The organism is Nocardia sp. NPDC050713 (assembly GCF_040654315.1).
GTDB lineage: Bacteria > Actinomycetota > Actinomycetes > Mycobacteriales > Mycobacteriaceae > Nocardia.
On the sequence record NZ_JBFAHS010000014.1, the window covers coordinates 43,620 to 58,538 of the forward strand.

The 14,919-nt window shown below is 69.5% G+C and carries 11 protein-coding genes; 5 read left to right on the plus strand and 6 right to left on the minus strand.

Going from position 1 to position 14,919, the window contains the following annotated elements:
- Nucleotides 1-29: 29 nt before the first annotated feature.
- On the minus strand, nucleotides 30-887 hold the full coding sequence (gene panB / locus AB0H49_RS24465) for a 3-methyl-2-oxobutanoate hydroxymethyltransferase (protein WP_355000612.1): 858 nt from the start codon (nucleotides 885-887) through the stop codon (nucleotides 30-32).
- A gap of 209 nt (nucleotides 888-1,096) precedes the next feature.
- Between panB and AB0H49_RS24470 the strand changes: the two genes are divergently transcribed.
- From AB0H49_RS24470 to AB0H49_RS24480, 3 genes are all read left to right on the plus strand, one after another.
- A complete protein-coding gene (locus AB0H49_RS24470) occupies nucleotides 1,097-2,629 on the plus strand; it encodes an alpha/beta hydrolase (protein WP_357254635.1) in 1,533 nt (510 codons plus the stop codon).
- A gap of 305 nt (nucleotides 2,630-2,934) precedes the next feature.
- A complete protein-coding gene (glnA, locus tag AB0H49_RS24475) occupies nucleotides 2,935-4,275 on the plus strand; it encodes a type I glutamate--ammonia ligase (protein ID WP_357254637.1) in 1,341 nt (446 codons plus the stop codon).
- 35 nt (nucleotides 4,276-4,310) lie between these two features.
- Complete coding sequence (locus AB0H49_RS24480; RefSeq protein ID WP_357254639.1) at nucleotides 4,311-7,322, plus strand: bifunctional [glutamine synthetase] adenylyltransferase/[glutamine synthetase]-adenylyl-L-tyrosine phosphorylase; 3,012 nt, start codon at nucleotides 4,311-4,313, stop codon at nucleotides 7,320-7,322.
- A 6-nt stretch (nucleotides 7,323-7,328) separates the two neighbouring features.
- Here AB0H49_RS24480 and AB0H49_RS24485 read toward each other — a convergent pair whose 3' ends face one another.
- A complete protein-coding gene (locus AB0H49_RS24485; RefSeq protein ID WP_357254641.1) occupies nucleotides 7,329-7,601 on the minus strand; it encodes a hypothetical protein in 273 nt (90 codons plus the stop codon).
- 108 nt (nucleotides 7,602-7,709) lie between these two features.
- Between AB0H49_RS24485 and AB0H49_RS24490 the strand changes: the two genes are divergently transcribed.
- Together AB0H49_RS24490 and AB0H49_RS24495 are read left to right on the plus strand one after the other, a co-directional pair.
- On the plus strand, nucleotides 7,710-8,651 hold the full coding sequence (locus tag AB0H49_RS24490; RefSeq protein ID WP_355000607.1) for an endonuclease/exonuclease/phosphatase family protein: 942 nt from the start codon (nucleotides 7,710-7,712) through the stop codon (nucleotides 8,649-8,651).
- Between the two features lie 272 nt (nucleotides 8,652-8,923).
- Entirely contained in the window at nucleotides 8,924-10,378 is a 1,455-nt protein-coding gene (locus AB0H49_RS24495; RefSeq protein WP_355000606.1) for a metallopeptidase, read from the plus strand.
- Nucleotides 10,379-10,399: 21 nt separating this feature from the next.
- On the opposite strand, the gene AB0H49_RS24500 is transcribed toward AB0H49_RS24495, so the two are convergent.
- The 4 genes from AB0H49_RS24500 to AB0H49_RS24515 all read right to left on the minus strand — a co-directional run bounded on the left by AB0H49_RS24500 (nucleotide 10,400) and on the right by AB0H49_RS24515 (nucleotide 14,826).
- Nucleotides 10,400-10,867, minus strand: coding sequence for a 6,7-dimethyl-8-ribityllumazine synthase (locus tag AB0H49_RS24500; RefSeq protein ID WP_355000605.1), 468 nt, complete (start codon nucleotides 10,865-10,867; stop codon nucleotides 10,400-10,402).
- Between the two features lie 9 nt (nucleotides 10,868-10,876).
- Nucleotides 10,877-11,716 carry a lysophospholipase gene (locus AB0H49_RS24505; RefSeq protein ID WP_355000604.1) on the minus strand — a complete coding sequence of 280 codons (840 nt, stop codon included), beginning with the start codon at nucleotides 11,714-11,716 and terminating at the stop codon, nucleotides 10,877-10,879.
- Nucleotides 11,713-13,089, minus strand: coding sequence for a M20 family peptidase (locus AB0H49_RS24510; protein WP_357254644.1), 1,377 nt, complete (start codon nucleotides 13,087-13,089; stop codon nucleotides 11,713-11,715). Before AB0H49_RS24510 ends, AB0H49_RS24505 begins: the two co-directional genes overlap by 4 nt.
- Nucleotides 13,090-13,176: 87 nt before the next feature.
- Nucleotides 13,177-14,826: a CocE/NonD family hydrolase gene (locus tag AB0H49_RS24515; RefSeq protein ID WP_357254646.1), complete on the minus strand. Its 1,650-nt coding sequence runs from the start codon at nucleotides 14,824-14,826 to the stop codon at nucleotides 13,177-13,179.
- Nucleotides 14,827-14,919 lie beyond the last annotated feature (93 nt).

Genomic DNA, 14,919 nt, shown 5'->3' on the forward strand with positions numbered 1-14,919 from the left:
CAGTCCGCGCCGCTCGACCGGTCATTCGATCAGAAGCTGTGTTCGGGTCCGGGGAACGTTCCGCGGCGCACCTCGTCGGCGTAAGCCGCTGCCGCGGAGCGCAATTGGTCGCCGACCTCGGCGAAGCGCTTGACGAACTTGGCGGTCTTGCCGCTGGTGTAACCCGCCATGTCTTGCCAGACCAGCACCTGGGCGTCGCAGTCGGCGCCCGCGCCGATGCCCACGGTCGGGATGGTCAGCTTGCGGGTGACCTGCCCGGCCAGCTCGGCGGGAACCATCTCCATGACCACGGAGAACGCGCCCGCCTCCTGCACCGCGATGGCGTCGGCGATGAGCTGCTCGGCGCCGTCGCCGCGGCCCTGCACCCGGAAACCGCCGAGGGTGTTGACGCTTTGCGGTGTGAAGCCGATGTGCGCCATCACCGGAATACCGGCCGAGGTGATCAGCGCGATCTGCTCGGCGACTCGCTCGCCGCCCTCGAGCTTCACCGCGTGCGCGAGGCCCTCCTTCATGAACCGCGTCGCGGTCGCCAGCGCCTGCTGCGGGGAGGACTCGTAGGTGCCGAACGGCAGATCGGCCACCACCAGCGCGTGCGGTGCGCCGCGCACCACGCCGCGCACCAGCGGGATCAACTCGTCCACGGTGATGGGCACGGTGGTGTCGTAGCCGTACACCACGTTGGCGGCCGAGTCGCCGACCAGCAGTACGGGGATGCCCGCCTCTTCGAACAGGCGCGCGGAGGAATAGTCGTAGGCGGTGAGCATCGCCCAGCGCTCACCGTCGGCCTTCATCTGCTGAAGGTGGGGGACACGCGTCTTGCGCCGCGCCTTCTTGGTCTCGGCCGGAGCCGCGCCGTAGGCAGGGGTTTCCGCATCGGATACGGACATCATCGTCCCTTTCGTGTTGTCGCCTCGAGGCCCTGGCCGGGTCCCCGGGTCTTCTGACGGTTCCAGTGTGCCACCCGTCTCGGCGGTCGCTTAAGGGCGTCGATCGGTGCGATTGGTCACAGCGACGTGCGGTGGTTCGGGCGCACATGGCCGCTGTTCGCGGATGGGGGAGGAACCGCCTGGCAAACCCTTCCTGGCAGGATCGGAGTATGGGATTGCGGCGTGGGTGTGGTGTGCTGGTGGCGGCGGTGCTGACCATGGTCGCGGCCGGGTGCGCGATCGAGCGGGCGGAGCCGCGGGGGCCGATGCCCGCACCGCAGGCCGGGTTGGAGCGGTTCTACCAGCAGACGCCGGAGTGGGGGGAGTGCGCGGGGTTCGCGAGTGCGGATGATCGGTTTCCGCCGAACGCGCAGTGCACACGGATCACGGTGCCGGTGGATTACGCGGATCCGGCGGGGCCGACGGCGCAGGTCGCGCTGAGCAGGGTGCCCGCGTCGGGGGCCAAGATCGGTTCGCTGCTGATGAATCCGGGCGGGCCAGGGGTGTCGGGGTTGTCGATGTCGAGCATCGCGAATCGGACGCCGCTGTCGGAGCGCTTCGACCGGGTCGGGTTCGATCCACGCGGTGTCGGCGCGTCGACGCCCGCCATCGCGTGCCTGACGCCGCAGGAGGCCGACGCGGAGCGCGCCGAGCGCCCCGAGGACAACACGCCCGCAGGCATCGCGGCCTCGGAGGCGGAGAACAAGGAGTACGCGGACAAGTGCGTCGAGCGCACCGGTGACGAGCTGCTCGCGCATGTCGGCACCCGCGAGGTGGTCCAGGACATGGACGTGATCAGGGCGGTGCTCGGCGACCCGAAACTGACCTACCTCGGCTACTCGTACGGCACCAAGCTCGGCTCGCTGTACGCGGAGAAGTTCCCGGACCGGGTGCGGGCGCTGGTGCTGGACGGTGCGGTCGACTCCTCGCAGGATCCGGTCCAGGAGTCGCTGCGCCAGGCGGCGGGCTTCCAGACCGCGTTCGACGCTTACGCCCAGGCCTGCGCGACCGAACCGGACTGCCCGCTCGGCACCGACCCGGCCCAGGCCGTGGCCCGTTTCCGCGACCTGGTGAACCCGCTTGTGGACAGGCCCGCCGAGACTACCGACCCGCGCGGTCTCAGCTACAACGACGCCATGACCGGCGTCACCCAGACGCTCTACTCCGACGACCTGTGGCAGGTGCTGACCCTCGGCCTGGACGAACTGCGCGACGGCCGCGGCGACACCCTCCTGCAACTGGCCGACATGTACGACGGCCGCCGCGACGACGGCACCTACAACAACACCCAGGACGCCTTCAACGCCATCCGCTGCGTCGACGATCCGCGGGTCACCGATCCGGAGGTCGCGGGCCGCCAGGACACCGAGTACCGCAAGGCCGCCCCGTTCCTCGACGACGGCCGCGGCACCGGCCAGGCCCCGCTGGAGCTGTGCTCGAGCTGGCCGGTGCCCAACAGCGGCAACCCGCACCGGATCGCCGTCGAAGGTCTGCCGAAGGTCGTGGTGGTCTCGACGACCGACGACCCGGCCACGCCGTACCAGGCGGGCGTCGACCTGGCCGCCCAGCTGGACGCCGCGCTGATCACCTTCAACGGCAACCGCCACACCGCCGCGCTGGTGGCGGGCAACCAGTGCCTCGACTCCGCCGTGATCGCCTACCTGGTCGATCTGAAGGTTCCCGCGCCCGGCCTGACCTGCTGACGTCAAGTCGACTTGTCGCCACCCTCGGTGCCGGTCGGCGGCCGCACCGAAGTCGCCGGGGGTGTCCGGTGCGAACGGAGATCGGTGGTCATACTGTTCCGTGCGCACCCGCAGACGTTGTCGCTACAGCACTTCCGGAACGATCGGCGGCGAACGTCCCGGCGAACGCCGAATCCCGGGAGACTGCTCACCGACCGGTCCGCACGCCTGCGAACTTCGTCCCGAACGGCCCCTCGCGGACCCGAAACGCAATCCCGAGGCCGTACGTAACACGGATTTAACGCCAGGTGCTTACGCTCGCGGACATGGATCGCCAGAAGGAATTCGTGCTGCGGACGCTCGAAGAGCGGGACATCCGCTTCGTGCGGCTCTGGTTCACCGATGTCTTGGGCTACCTGAAGTCGGTCGCCATCGCTCCCGCCGAGCTCGAGGGCGCCTTCGAGGAGGGTATCGGCTTCGACGGCTCGGCCATCGAGGGCTTCGCCCGGGTGTCGGAGGCGGATATGGTCGCGCGTCCGGATCCTTCCACTTTCCAGGTGCTGCCCTGGGCCACCAGCAAGGGCCACCAGCACTCCGCGCGCATGTTCTGCGACATCACCATGCCCGACGGTTCGCCGTCCTGGGCCGACCCGCGCCACGTGCTGCGGCGGCAGCTGAACAAGGCGGGCGATGTCGGGTTCAGCTGCTACGTGCACCCCGAGATCGAGTTCTTCCTGCTGAAGAACGGCCCGCGGGACGGCACGCCGCCCGAGCCCGCCGACTCCGGCGGCTTCTTCGACCAGGCGGTGCACGACTCGGCCCCCAACTTCCGGCGCCACGCGATCGATGCGCTGGAGTCGATGGGCATCTCGGTGGAGTTCAGCCACCACGAGGGCGCGCCGGGTCAGCAGGAGATCGACCTGCGCTACGCCGACGCGCTGTCCATGGCCGACAACGTGATGACCTTCCGCTACCTGATCAAGGAAGTGGCCATCGACGAGGGCGTGCGCGCCACCTTCATGCCCAAGCCGTTCGCGCAGTACCCGGGCTCGGCGATGCACACGCACATGAGCCTGTTCGAGGGCGAGAACAACGCCTTCGCCGACCCCGACGACCCGATCAACCTCTCCGAGACCGCCCGCGCGTTCATCGCGGGCATCCTGGAGCACGCGCCCGAGATCAGCGCGATCACCAACCAGTGGGTGAACTCCTACAAGCGGCTCATCCACGGCGGCGAGGCCCCGACGGCGGCCTCCTGGGGCCGGTCGAACCGCTCGGCGCTGGTGCGCGTGCCGATGTACACGCCGAACAAGTCGTCCTCGCGGCGCGTCGAGATCCGCAGCCCAGATTCCGCCTGCAACCCGTATCTGGCATTCGCGGTGCTGCTCGCCGCGGGTATGCGCGGCATCGAGAAGGGCTACAACCTGCCGCCGGAGGCCGAGGACGACGTGTGGGCGCTGACCACCGCCGAGCGGCGCGCGATGGGCTTCCGCGAGCTGCCTGGCACCCTTGACGAGGCGCTGCAGGCGATGGAGCGCTCGGAGTTGGTCGCCGAAACCCTCGGCGAGCACGTCTTCGACTTCTTCCTGCGCAACAAGCGCCGGGAGTGGGCCGACTACCGCAGCCAGGTGACCCCGTTCGAGCTCAAGGAGTACCTCGGACTGTGACATAGACGCGCGGCCGGGGCATGTAGTTTAAGACTATGGTCCGGCCACCGTCTGCGCGCTCCGCTGTTCCCGGTGTCGGTCGGCTCGGATTGCTCGAGCCGACGGCCGCAGCCTCGCTGCGCGAATTGGGCTGGGACAACGTCGAAAGTATCCCGGTCCTCTGGTCGTTGTCCAGGGCGCCCGACGCCGACTTGGCACTGAGCACCCTGATGCGCCTCCGCGAGGGGCTCGGAAGCGACTGGGCCGCACTGGATTCCGCGCTGCGCACCAATAAGTCCTTGCGCGGCAGGCTTTTCGCGCTGCTCGGCTCGTCGAGCGCCTTCGGCGACCACATGGTGGCCGAGCCCGCCTCGTGGCAGCTGCTGCGCCGCGGGGACCTGCCGAAGCGCGAGGAAATTCTCGCGGATCTGCTCGACGCCATCGACGCGGTGCCCGAGGAAGGGCCCTACGCGGGCCCCATGTTGTTCCGGGCTGGGATCGCCGGACCCGAAGCGGTGGCGCTGCTGCGCAGACGCTACCGAGACCAGTTGATGCTGCTCGCCGCGCTGGATCTGGCCGCCACCGTCGAGAACGAGCCGGTGCTGCCGTATCAGACCGTCGGCAGGCATCTCACCGATCTGGCCGACGCGGCGCTCACCGCGGCGCTCGCGGTCGCGGTCGCGCGGGTCTGCAAGGACGGGCCGTGCCCGGTCCGGCTCGCCGTGATCGCGATGGGCAAAAGCGGTGCGTGCGAACTGAATTACGTCAGCGACGTGGACGTGGTGTTCGTCGCCGAACCCGCCGACGCCACCGCGACCCGGCTGGCCGCCGAGACGATGAGCGTGGGGAGCCTCGCCTTCTTCGAGGTGGACGCGGCGCTGCGCCCGGAGGGCAAGCAGGGCGCGCTGGTGCGCACCCTGGAATCGCATATCGCCTACTACAAGCGATGGGCGCGCACCTGGGAGTTCCAGGCGCTGTTGAAGAACCGGCCGATGACCGGCGACCTCGAACTCGGACATCAGTACCGGGACGCGGTGATGCCGATGGTCTGGACCGCCTCGGAGCGGCCCGATTTCGTCGCCGACGTGCAGGCGATGCGCCGCCGCGTGGAAGACCTGGTCCCCGCCGACCTGCGCGAGCGCGAACTGAAGCTCGGCCACGGCAGCCTGCGCGACGTCGAATTCGCCGTGCAACTCCTGCAATTGGTGCACGGCCGGGTGGACGAGTCGTTGCATGTGCAGGGCACCGTCGAGGCGTTGACCGCGCTAGCCGCGGGCGGTTACGTCGGCAGGGACGACGCCGCGAACCTCACCGCCTCCTACGAATTCCTGCGCCTGCTCGAACACCGCCTCCAGTTGCAGCGGCTCAAGCGCACCCACACGCTGCCCGCGGCCGACGACGAGGAGGGGATGCGCTGGCTGGCCCGCGCCGCGCACATCCGTCCCGACGGCAGGCAGGACGCGGTCGGCGTGCTGGCCTCCGAGATCCGCCGAAATGCCGTGCGGGTGCGTCGATTACACGCGAAACTGTTCTACCGTCCGCTGCTGGACGCGGTCGCGCGGATGGACTCCGCCGCGCTGCGGCTGAGCCCGGACGCCGCCATCCGGCAGCTGGCCGCGCTGGGTTACGCGGCGCCGGAGAACGCCCTCGGCCACCTCAAGGCGCTCACCGGCGGGGTCTCCCGCAAGGGCCGCATCCAGGCGCTGCTGCTGCCCACCCTGCTCGAATGGCTCGGCGACACACCGAATCCCGACGCGGGCCTGCTCGCCTATCGCCGAGTGTCGGAAGGGCTGGACGACCAGATCTGGTTCCTGCGTGAACTGCGGGACGAGGGTGCGATCGCGCAGCGGCTGATGATCGTGCTCGGATCCTCCGAGTACCTGCCCGATCTGCTGATCAACGCACCGGAAACGATTCGCATGTACGCCGACGGTCCCGGCGGCTCGCTGCTGCTCGGACCGCAGCCGGAAGACGTCGCGCGCGGCATCCTCACCGCGGCCGCCCGCTACGAGGATCCGAAACGCGCTGTGGCGGCGGCCCGTTCGCTGCGCCGCCACGAACTGGCGAGGGTCGCGTCGGCGGATCTGCTCGGCATGCTCGAGGTCCCTGAGGTGTGCCGTGCCCTGTCCTCGGTGTGGGTTGCGGTGCTGGAAGCATCGCTGGCGGCGGTGATCCGAGCGAGTGAGGCGGAGACCGGCGCGCCGGCGCCCGCCGATTTCGCGGTGATCGGCATGGGCAGGCTCGGCGGTATGGAGCTCGGTTACGGCTCCGACGCCGACGTGCTGTTCGTCTGCGACCCGCGTCCGGGCGAGGACGAGACCAAGGCCGTCAAATGGGCCATCGGCGTCGCCGAGAAGGTGCAGCGCCTGCTCGGCGCACCGAGCACCGACCCGCCGCTGCATGTCGACGCGGGCCTTCGGCCGGAGGGCCGCAACGGCGCGCTGGTGCGCACCCTCGCCGCCTATCGCGCCTACTACGAGCAGTGGGCGCAGCCGTGGGAGGTACAGGCGCTGCTGCGCGCCCACCAGATCGCGGGCGATCAGGAACTCGGGTTGCGCTTCCTGCACGTCATCGACAAGGTGCGCTACCCGGTCGGCGGCGTCTCGGCCGAGGCGGTGCGCGAGATCCGCCGCATCAAGGCCAGGGTCGATTCCGAACGTCTGCCCCGCGGCGCGAACCCCGCGACGCACACCAAGCTCGGGCGCGGCGGTCTGGCCGACATCGAATGGACCGTGCAGCTCATGCAGCTGCGCCACGCCCACGAGGTGCCCGCACTGCACAACACCTCCACACTGCAATCGCTCGACGTGATCGAGGAGACCAAGCTGCTCGACGCCGAGGACGTGGCGCTGCTGCGCGACGCCTGGCTCACCGCGACCAAGGCCCGCAACGCGCTGGTCCTGGTGCGCGGCAAGGCCACCGATCAGCTCCCCGGCCCGGGGCGTCTGCTCTCGGCGGTCGCGCGCGTGGCGGGGTGGCGCAACGACGACGGCAGCGAGTTCCTGGACAACTACATGCGGGTCACGCGGCGGGCGAAAGCGGTGGTGGAGAGGGTCTTCGGGGCCTGACGTAGGTCACTCGTCGACGTGCTGCATCCGGCAGACGAAATCGCGCAGGGCCTGGCGGTCCTCCTCCGGTCCCTGCCGTCCGCCCTCCACTGTCACCGTCACCCGGCTGCCAGCGGTCATCGGCAGCTCGTCCCACGCGACCGGCAGGACCAGAGCGTGCACGTCGCGCCCGCCGCAGCTGACGGTGATGCGCGAGCTGTAGCGACCCGCGATGTCCGCGAGTTCCTGGGCTTCGTCGGCGGACAGCGGCCCGGCGGCCGTGAATTCTTCGACGTACATCTGCAACCCCTTCCGCGACTGATGCCGCCAGTGTAGGAATTGTGCGGATCCTGTGGCGTTATGCGGCGCGAAAGGTTTCTCCAGGAGAACCCGCCTAGGGTCGGTCGCATGCGTGTTTGGGTGAACCGGGTGCTGCTCGGTCTGGGCTGGTGTGCCCTCGTCGTCGGAATCGCGGGTGTCGTGCTCTACTTCAGTTCCTGGCAGCGGCGGCTGCCGGTGCTCGTCGCCTCGGGGGCGTCGTATCTGATGCTGGGCGCGCTGGTGGGACTGCTGCTGTTCGTCGTCGCGCGAGGGTGGCGCAGCGCGGCCGCGGCGGGCGTCGTCGTGGTCGGGGTGTTGTGGACGCAGCTGCCGCTGTTCGTACCGGACGGGCGGGCGGCGAGCGGGCCGGAGATTCGGCTGCTCCAGTCGAATCTGCTGTTCGGTGGCGCCGACCTGCCCGTGGTGGTGCGGGAGGTGCGCGAGCGCCGCGTCGACGTGCTCACCCTCGAGGAGCTGACACCCGAATCGGCCGCGCGGCTGACCACCGAATTGGCCGGTGACCTCCCGTACCACTACCTGGAACCCGGGAAATGGGGCGCGGGCACCGGCATCTTCAGCCGATACCCGTTGCGCGACACCAGGAAATACGACGGATTCGTCATGAACAACCTCTCGGCGATCATGGAGCATCCGCAGCGCGGGCCCGTCGCCGTCTACGCCTTCCATCCGATGCCGCCGCCGCTGGACTTCGCGGCGTGGAGCTGGGAGATGCGCCGCATCCGCGAAATCCTCGACGCCCAAACCGGTCCGGCCGTAGTCGGCGCGGATTTCAATGCGACACGGGATCATTCGGCCTTCCGCGACCTGGTGCGCGGCCGGTTCGATTCCGCCGCCGACCTCGCGGGCGCGGGCCCGCTGCCCACCTATCCCACCGACCGATCCTGGGGACCGGTGATCGGGATCGACCACATCCTGGTCGCGGGCGGTACGGCCGAGGAGATGGAGAGCCTGTCGATCCCCGGATCGGACCACCGCGCGGTATTCGCGCTGCTGCGCCTCGACGCCTGAGCATCCGATCTGCCGTTCCCACACCCCGTATGCACGCCCCACATAGGCGTCGTCTGTGTGAGGCGTGCGCAAGGTGTGTGGCGTCGCACCGGCGCGTAGGTGGTGCGCGCGTGGATGCTTGTGTGGTCGCGCTTGAAGTGAGGGCGCGCAATGGGATACGCGTCCGCGGGAATCAGCGATTACCATGTGAACGCTCGACCGGCGGTGTGGGTAGACCACCGTCCGGCGGCGGCGCGGGCGGGTGCCCGCGCAGGACCGGGGAGGAAGACCTGATGAGGACCAAACGGCTGCGGTTCGCCGCTATCGCGGTGCTGGCGGCGGTCGGCGCGACGCTCGCGGGGTGCGGGAGTTCGCAGAACACGACGAGCTCGGAGAACGCCGCCGCCATCGATCCGAACAACCCGTGGATGGTCGCGGGCGCGGCCACCAGCACCGGGCCGAGCGGCCCGCGTCCCGGCGTCCCCGACGCGCCGCTGACCGCGGAGAACGGCGACGGTGGACCGGTCGACCGGCTCGCCCTCAATGCCATCGCCGACATCGAGGAGTTCTGGAAAGCCGAGTACGCCAAGACTTTTCCCGGCGCCTTCAAGCCGGCGAACAAGTACATCTCCTGGGACGCGCGCGCCCCCAAAGAGCAGTCGGTGAAGTTCTGCAAGACCGACACCTACAAGCTGGTCAATGCCGCCTACTGCGGGCTCGACCACACCATCGGCTGGGACCGCAGGGTGCTGCTGCCGCTGCTGGAGGACAAGTACGGTCCGATGTCGGTGGTGATGGTGCTCGCGCACGAGTACGGCCACGCCATCCAGGGGCAGGCCAAGATCGCCGGTCTGTTCACCGGCGGACTGGTCAAGGAGCAGCAGGCCGACTGCCTGGCGGGTGTGTTCCTACGGCACGTCGCCGAGGGCGATTCCCCGCACTTCACCATGAACATGACCGACGGATTGGACGGCGTGCTCGGCGCCACCATCGCGGTGCGCGACACCGATCCCAGCGATCCCGACAACGTGCACGGTTCGGCGTTCGAGCGGGTGACCGCCGTGCAGCTCGGTTACACCGACGGCGCCGAGGCGTGCAAGAAGATCGACAGGAAGGAGATCGAGCAGCGCCGCGGCGGTCTGCCCGTGACCTTCGAGGTGGACGACGAGGAGAGCCAGCAGCTCCCGGTCGACCAGGCCTCGCTGACCAGCGTGAGCCAGGCGCTGCTGAAGAACTTCCCGATCGCCGACGCGCCGCAGTTCGATTACTCCGGCGTGGTGCGCAACTGCTCGAAGGTCACCACCACCGAACCGGTGTCGTACTGCCCGAGCTCGAACAAGATCGGTACCGATGTTCCCGACCTGGCCGAGCGCGGCGGTCCGCTCGACGGCGACGACGAGCCGTTGTCTGCCGTCGTGCAGGGCGATTACAACGCCTTCGTGGTGTTCGTCTCCCGCTACATGCTCGCCGTCCAGCAGGACCGCAAGCTTTCGCTGACCGGCGCGGAGACCGCGGGCTTGCGCACCGCCTGCCTCAGCGGCGCGTTCACCACCAAGCTGAGCGAGCCGACCAGCGACCCGCGCCTGTCGGCGAACGACCTCGACGAGGCCGTCTCCGGCCTGCTCGCCGACGGGCTCGCCGCCGCCGACGTGGACGGCAAGGTCGTCAAGAGCGGCTACCAGCGGCTCGAGGCGTTCCGCACCGGCGTGCTCGACGGCGAGCAGGCTTGCATGACGAAGTTCAAGTGAGCCGTTCCGCCGCGGCCGGACCTATCCGGTCGCGGCGGGCAGCGCGCGCAGCGAGCTGAGCGTGGTCGCCAGCGCGCGGGCGGCCTCGGCGCCCTTGGTCACGAAGTGCCCGGTGAAGTAGTCGACGTGCTCGCTGTGCTCATGGAAGTGGTGCGGGGTGAGCACCACCGAGAAGACCGGCACGTCGGTGTCCAGCTGTACCCGCATCAGCCCGTCGATCACGGCCGAGGCCACGAAATCGTGCCGGTAGATGCCGCCGTCGACCACCAGGGCGGCGGCCACGATCGCCGAGTACTTGCCCGACTGGGCGAGCCGCTTGGCGTGCAACGGAATCTCGAACGCGCCCGGCACCTCGAACACATCGATGGTGGCCGGGTCGAAGCCGAGGTCGGTGTACTCGGCGGTGAAGCCCTCCAGGGCCTTGCCGACGATCGAGCTGTGCCAGGTGGCGCGGACGAACGCGACGGATCCGGTTGGTGTGGTTCCCATGACCGGATCTTACGGCTGAGTAACGTGCGCCTCCAGCCATGCCACCACATCGGTGAGCACTCGATCCTGCTCCGGCTCGTTGAAGATCTCGTGGTAGAGCCCCTCGTAGCGGATGACGGTCAGGTCCTTCGACCCCGCCTCGCGCTCGATCAGATCCGTGCTGGACGGCGCGGCGAGGGCGTCCGCGGTGCCGTGCATCACCAGCAGCGGAACGGTGAGCTTGTCCAGCCGCCCCTTGACCGTGGCGGTCGCGTTCAGGATCTCGGTGCCGGTGCGCGCGGGCAGCTTCCCGCGGTAGACCAGCGGGTCGGCGTCGTAGGCCGCGACCACCGCGGGGTCGCGGCTGATCATCGACGAATCCAGTTTCAGCACACCCAGATTCGGCGTCAGCTTGGACAGCACCGGCGCCACCAGTCGCTGCACCGGGTTGCCGACCTCGATGTCCAGCGGCGGCGCGGAGAGCACGATGCCCGCCACGTCGATCGGCGCGCGGGTGGCCAGGTAGAGCACGATCAAGCTGCCCATCGAGTGCGCGAGCAGGAACCTCGGCACGTCGGGGTGTTCGCGGGCGGCGATGTCGAGCATGCCCTCGACGTTGTCGGCGGAGCCGTCCATCGAGCCGATGTTCGCCTTGCTGCCCGCCGACTTGCCGTGGCCGAGGTGGTCGAGCGCGTAGACCGCGAAACCCGCTTCGGCCAACCGCTTCCCGACGTGGCCGTACCGGCCGGAATGCTCGGCGATACCGTGCACCAGCACGATCGCCGCCTTGGTCGTGGTCTCGGGAAGCCAAGCGCGCCAAGCGATCCGGCTGCCCGTGCCCTCGAAATCGCCATCCTCGGTGCGGGTCACCTGCGCTCCTCTCGGGTCGATCCGTGCGCGAGTTCCTCGATCAACCGTCGATTGAACTCGATGAGCCGAGCGTAGTTCACCCGGGAGATGCGCTCGTCCGTTCCGTGGATTGTCGCCAGGTCGGCCTGGGTCAGCACGATCGGCGCGAAGTTGCACCGGGTGGCGGCGAGGTCGTCGTAGTGGCGTGAGTCGGTGGCGCCGGGCACCAGGCCGGTGGTGACCGCGATGCCGGGAACGATGCGCTCGGCGAGCTTGGCGATCAACTCGAACGCCGGGCCCGGCGCGGTGGTCCGCGACGGTTCCGACGACATCCCGACCAGCTCGAGCTGCACGCCGGGATCGCGAATCACCTTGCGGCAGTGCGCGAGCACCCCGGCCACCGAATCGCCGGGCAGGATGCGGAAGTTGACGAGCGCCTCGGCGCGCTGGGGCAGCACGTTCGCCTTCACCCCGCCGCTGATCACGGTCGGTGCGGTGGTGGTGCGCACCAGCGCCTCGGTCTGCGGACGGGCGGCCATGATCCGGGTGATCATGGGCCCCGCGAGACCGGCGATCCCGAGCAGCCGCCTGCGCGTCTCCGGCATCGCCGCGCGCAGGCGGGACAGCATGTCGGCGATCACCGGCGTCAGCCGCAACGGCATCGGATGGTCCTGGACCCGTCCCACCGCCCTGGCGATCCGGCCGACGGCGGTCTGCCTGCCCGGCATCGAGGAATGCCCGCCCGTCTCCTGGACCCGCAGCCGCACGGTGGCATAACCCTTCTCGCCCAGCATGATCGAGGCCACCGGCCGGTCCACGCCGTCGGCGACTCCCTCGGTGATGACACCGCCCTCGTCCAGCAGCAGATCCGCGCGGACCCCGCCCTTCCGCAGGTGCTCCGCCATCCGGACGGCGCCTTCGTCGCCGAAGATCTCCTCGTCGTGCCCGAACGCGAGGTAGACGGTGTGCCGGGGTCGCAGGCCCGCTGCCAGCGCGGCCTCCACCGCCTCCAGGATGGCGATCAGCCTGCTCTTGTCGTCGATGGCGCCGCGACCCCAGACGAACTCCTCGTCCACGACGCCGTCGAACGGCGGGTGCGTCCACCGGCGCGCGTCGTCGACCGGCACCACGTCTTGGTGGGCAAGCAGGATCGCGGACACCCGATCCGGCTCCGCGCCCGGCCAGCGGTAGAGCCTGCTGTGGCCGAAGAGTTCGAGTTCGAGTTCCGCGTGCACCAGCGGGAACGAGCGCTCCAGATGCGCGGCGAGCTGTTCGAAGGCTTCGTCGGCGGCGCCGGTCGAGTCCTCGGTGGAGACCGTGGCGCAGCGCAGGGCCGCGGCGAGCCGCTCGGCGACGCGGTCGTCGACGTCGGCGGGGGTGGTCTCCGGCGTCATCGGGCGCCGGTGGGGTTCGTGAGCATCACTGCATTCTTCAACACTCGGAGCGGGAAGGCAGACCGGCCGGTCGGTGTGCCTTCTCGGTCACCGTGTCGTCGGCAGGTCGATGGCGGTAGCCGGGTTGTTCAAGAGGTCCGGGTCGATCGGGAAGGTCTTCTCCGCGCGCCACCTGGCGTGCCAGTCGGGTGTGCCGCCAGGGAGGTCGGGGCTGCGCGGTGTGGTGAGCGCTGGCAGTTCGAGTCGCGCGGAATGCACGGTGACGACCGCGTTGCTCGGCGCGTGCGACCACACGTCGTCGATCACGTCGGTGATCTTCGCGCCGAGCCGGTGTCCCGCGGCCAGCGGCCAGTCCTGGCCCAGCAGCCGGATGTCGGTGTCCGGACGAACCGGGGCGACGCCACGGGTGATGATGGTGGCGCGGCCGTCCGGAGCGATGTCGTAGAGCTCGACGGTGACCGTGGCGGACTCGGGACCCGCGAGCTGGAGCTTCGCCGTCGCGACGCCGGACAGGTGCGTCGGTTCCGTCAAAGGTTGTGATACCGACCAGATCTCGCGGTCGCGGCCCGGCAGCAGCCCACGGTCGGTATAGGAGCCGGTACGCAGCTGCACGGTGACGCGCTCGGAATCCGTGGGTGGCCAGGCGGTTTCGGAACGCCACCCGCCGTCGAACTGGTTGACCCTGATCGTCGGCCCGGGCACCTCGACGTCCTTGCCCGCGACGTGCCGGTCGAAGAACGCCATGAGCTCGGCGTCGAAAAACGGTGTGCCGCACTTCTCGTGGCAGTCGGTGTGACCCCACTGGCCGAACCAGGCGCGGTGTTCGCCGGGGCCGAGGCCTTGCCACATCTCGAAGACGCGATCCGCCCGCGTGTTCCCGTCGAGGAAGCCCTGGCTGACGAACAGCGGAATGGTGTTGCCGCGCAAGTCGTCGACGAGGTCGCGCTCGATCCATCCGGGATTGGCGGCGTCGTGGTCGGTGGTGAGGTCGACGTAGCGCTCGGCGCAGCCCGGCGGCATACTCACGGCGTTGGCCTGGTATTCGGGGGAGTCGCCCCAGTGCGCCGGGGTCGAGGCGATCGCGAGATGCTCCAACCCGACCTGGTCGGCGGGACGGATGCCGTTGTCGGTCACCGGTTTTCCGGAGAACTTCCAGGAGACGCCGCGCATGTACAGGTAGGAGTACGGGTCGACCACCGGCGCGAACGCGGCTACCGCCGCCAGCCCCTTCGGCTTGGCCGCCAGCGCCAGCATGCCCGTCCATGCCTCGTAGGAGGTGCCGGTCATGCCGACCCGCCCGGTCGACCACGGCTGGGCAGCCGCCCATTCCACCGCGGTCGCCACATCCGACCGCTCGCCGGGCCCGCCGTAGTCCGGACAGCCGTTCGAGCCGCCGAACCCGCGCAGATCCACCAGCACGTAGGTGTAGCCCGCGCGCAGCGCCTGCTCGACCGGCAGGTTCTCGACCGACGGCCCGCCCTCGGGCAGCGGATGGGTCAGGTAGGCCAGGTGCGAGCGGTACGGACTCACCGTGAGCAGCACCGGCGTCTTGGCGTCGTCGGCGATGCCGGGTGGACGCAGCACGTCGGCGTGCAGGCGAGTGCCGTCCGGGGTGGTCAAGAACGTCTGCCACCAGGTGAACGGAACGTCGGGCGGCTCGGCCACAGCGGGCATCGCCATCCCAAGCATCAACGCCACCCCGGCTACGACCCGCGCCACCACAGAACCCACTCGCACCAGAGGACTATGGTGTGTCACCTGGGCTTGCGTCCAGCCCCGGAATCTGGGGTGCGGAGGGAAATGTCGCCGTCCAGGTCGAGTCAACGGTGG

What these genes read in the sequence shown, in the direction of transcription:
- AB0H49_RS24480 (WP_357254639.1), top strand. Translation starts at nt 4,311, where the DNA reads ATGGTCCGGCCACCGTCTGCGCGCTCCGCTGTTCCCGGTGTCGGTCGG.
- AB0H49_RS24470 (WP_357254635.1), top strand. Translation starts at nt 1,097, where the DNA reads ATGGGATTGCGGCGTGGGTGTGGTGTGCTGGTGGCGGCGGTGCTGACC.
- AB0H49_RS24510 (WP_357254644.1), bottom strand. Translation starts at nt 13,089, where the DNA reads ATGACGCCGGAGACCACCCCCGCCGACGTCGACGACCGCGTCGCCGAG.
- AB0H49_RS24495 (WP_355000606.1), top strand. Translation starts at nt 8,924, where the DNA reads ATGAGGACCAAACGGCTGCGGTTCGCCGCTATCGCGGTGCTGGCGGCG.
- AB0H49_RS24485 (WP_357254641.1), bottom strand. Translation starts at nt 7,601, where the DNA reads ATGTACGTCGAAGAATTCACGGCCGCCGGGCCGCTGTCCGCCGACGAA.
- AB0H49_RS24500 (WP_355000605.1), bottom strand. Translation starts at nt 10,867, where the DNA reads ATGGGAACCACACCAACCGGATCCGTCGCGTTCGTCCGCGCCACCTGG.
- AB0H49_RS24490 (WP_355000607.1), top strand. Translation starts at nt 7,710, where the DNA reads ATGCGTGTTTGGGTGAACCGGGTGCTGCTCGGTCTGGGCTGGTGTGCC.
- panB (WP_355000612.1), bottom strand. Translation starts at nt 887, where the DNA reads ATGTCCGTATCCGATGCGGAAACCCCTGCCTACGGCGCGGCTCCGGCC.
- glnA (WP_357254637.1), top strand. Translation starts at nt 2,935, where the DNA reads ATGGATCGCCAGAAGGAATTCGTGCTGCGGACGCTCGAAGAGCGGGAC.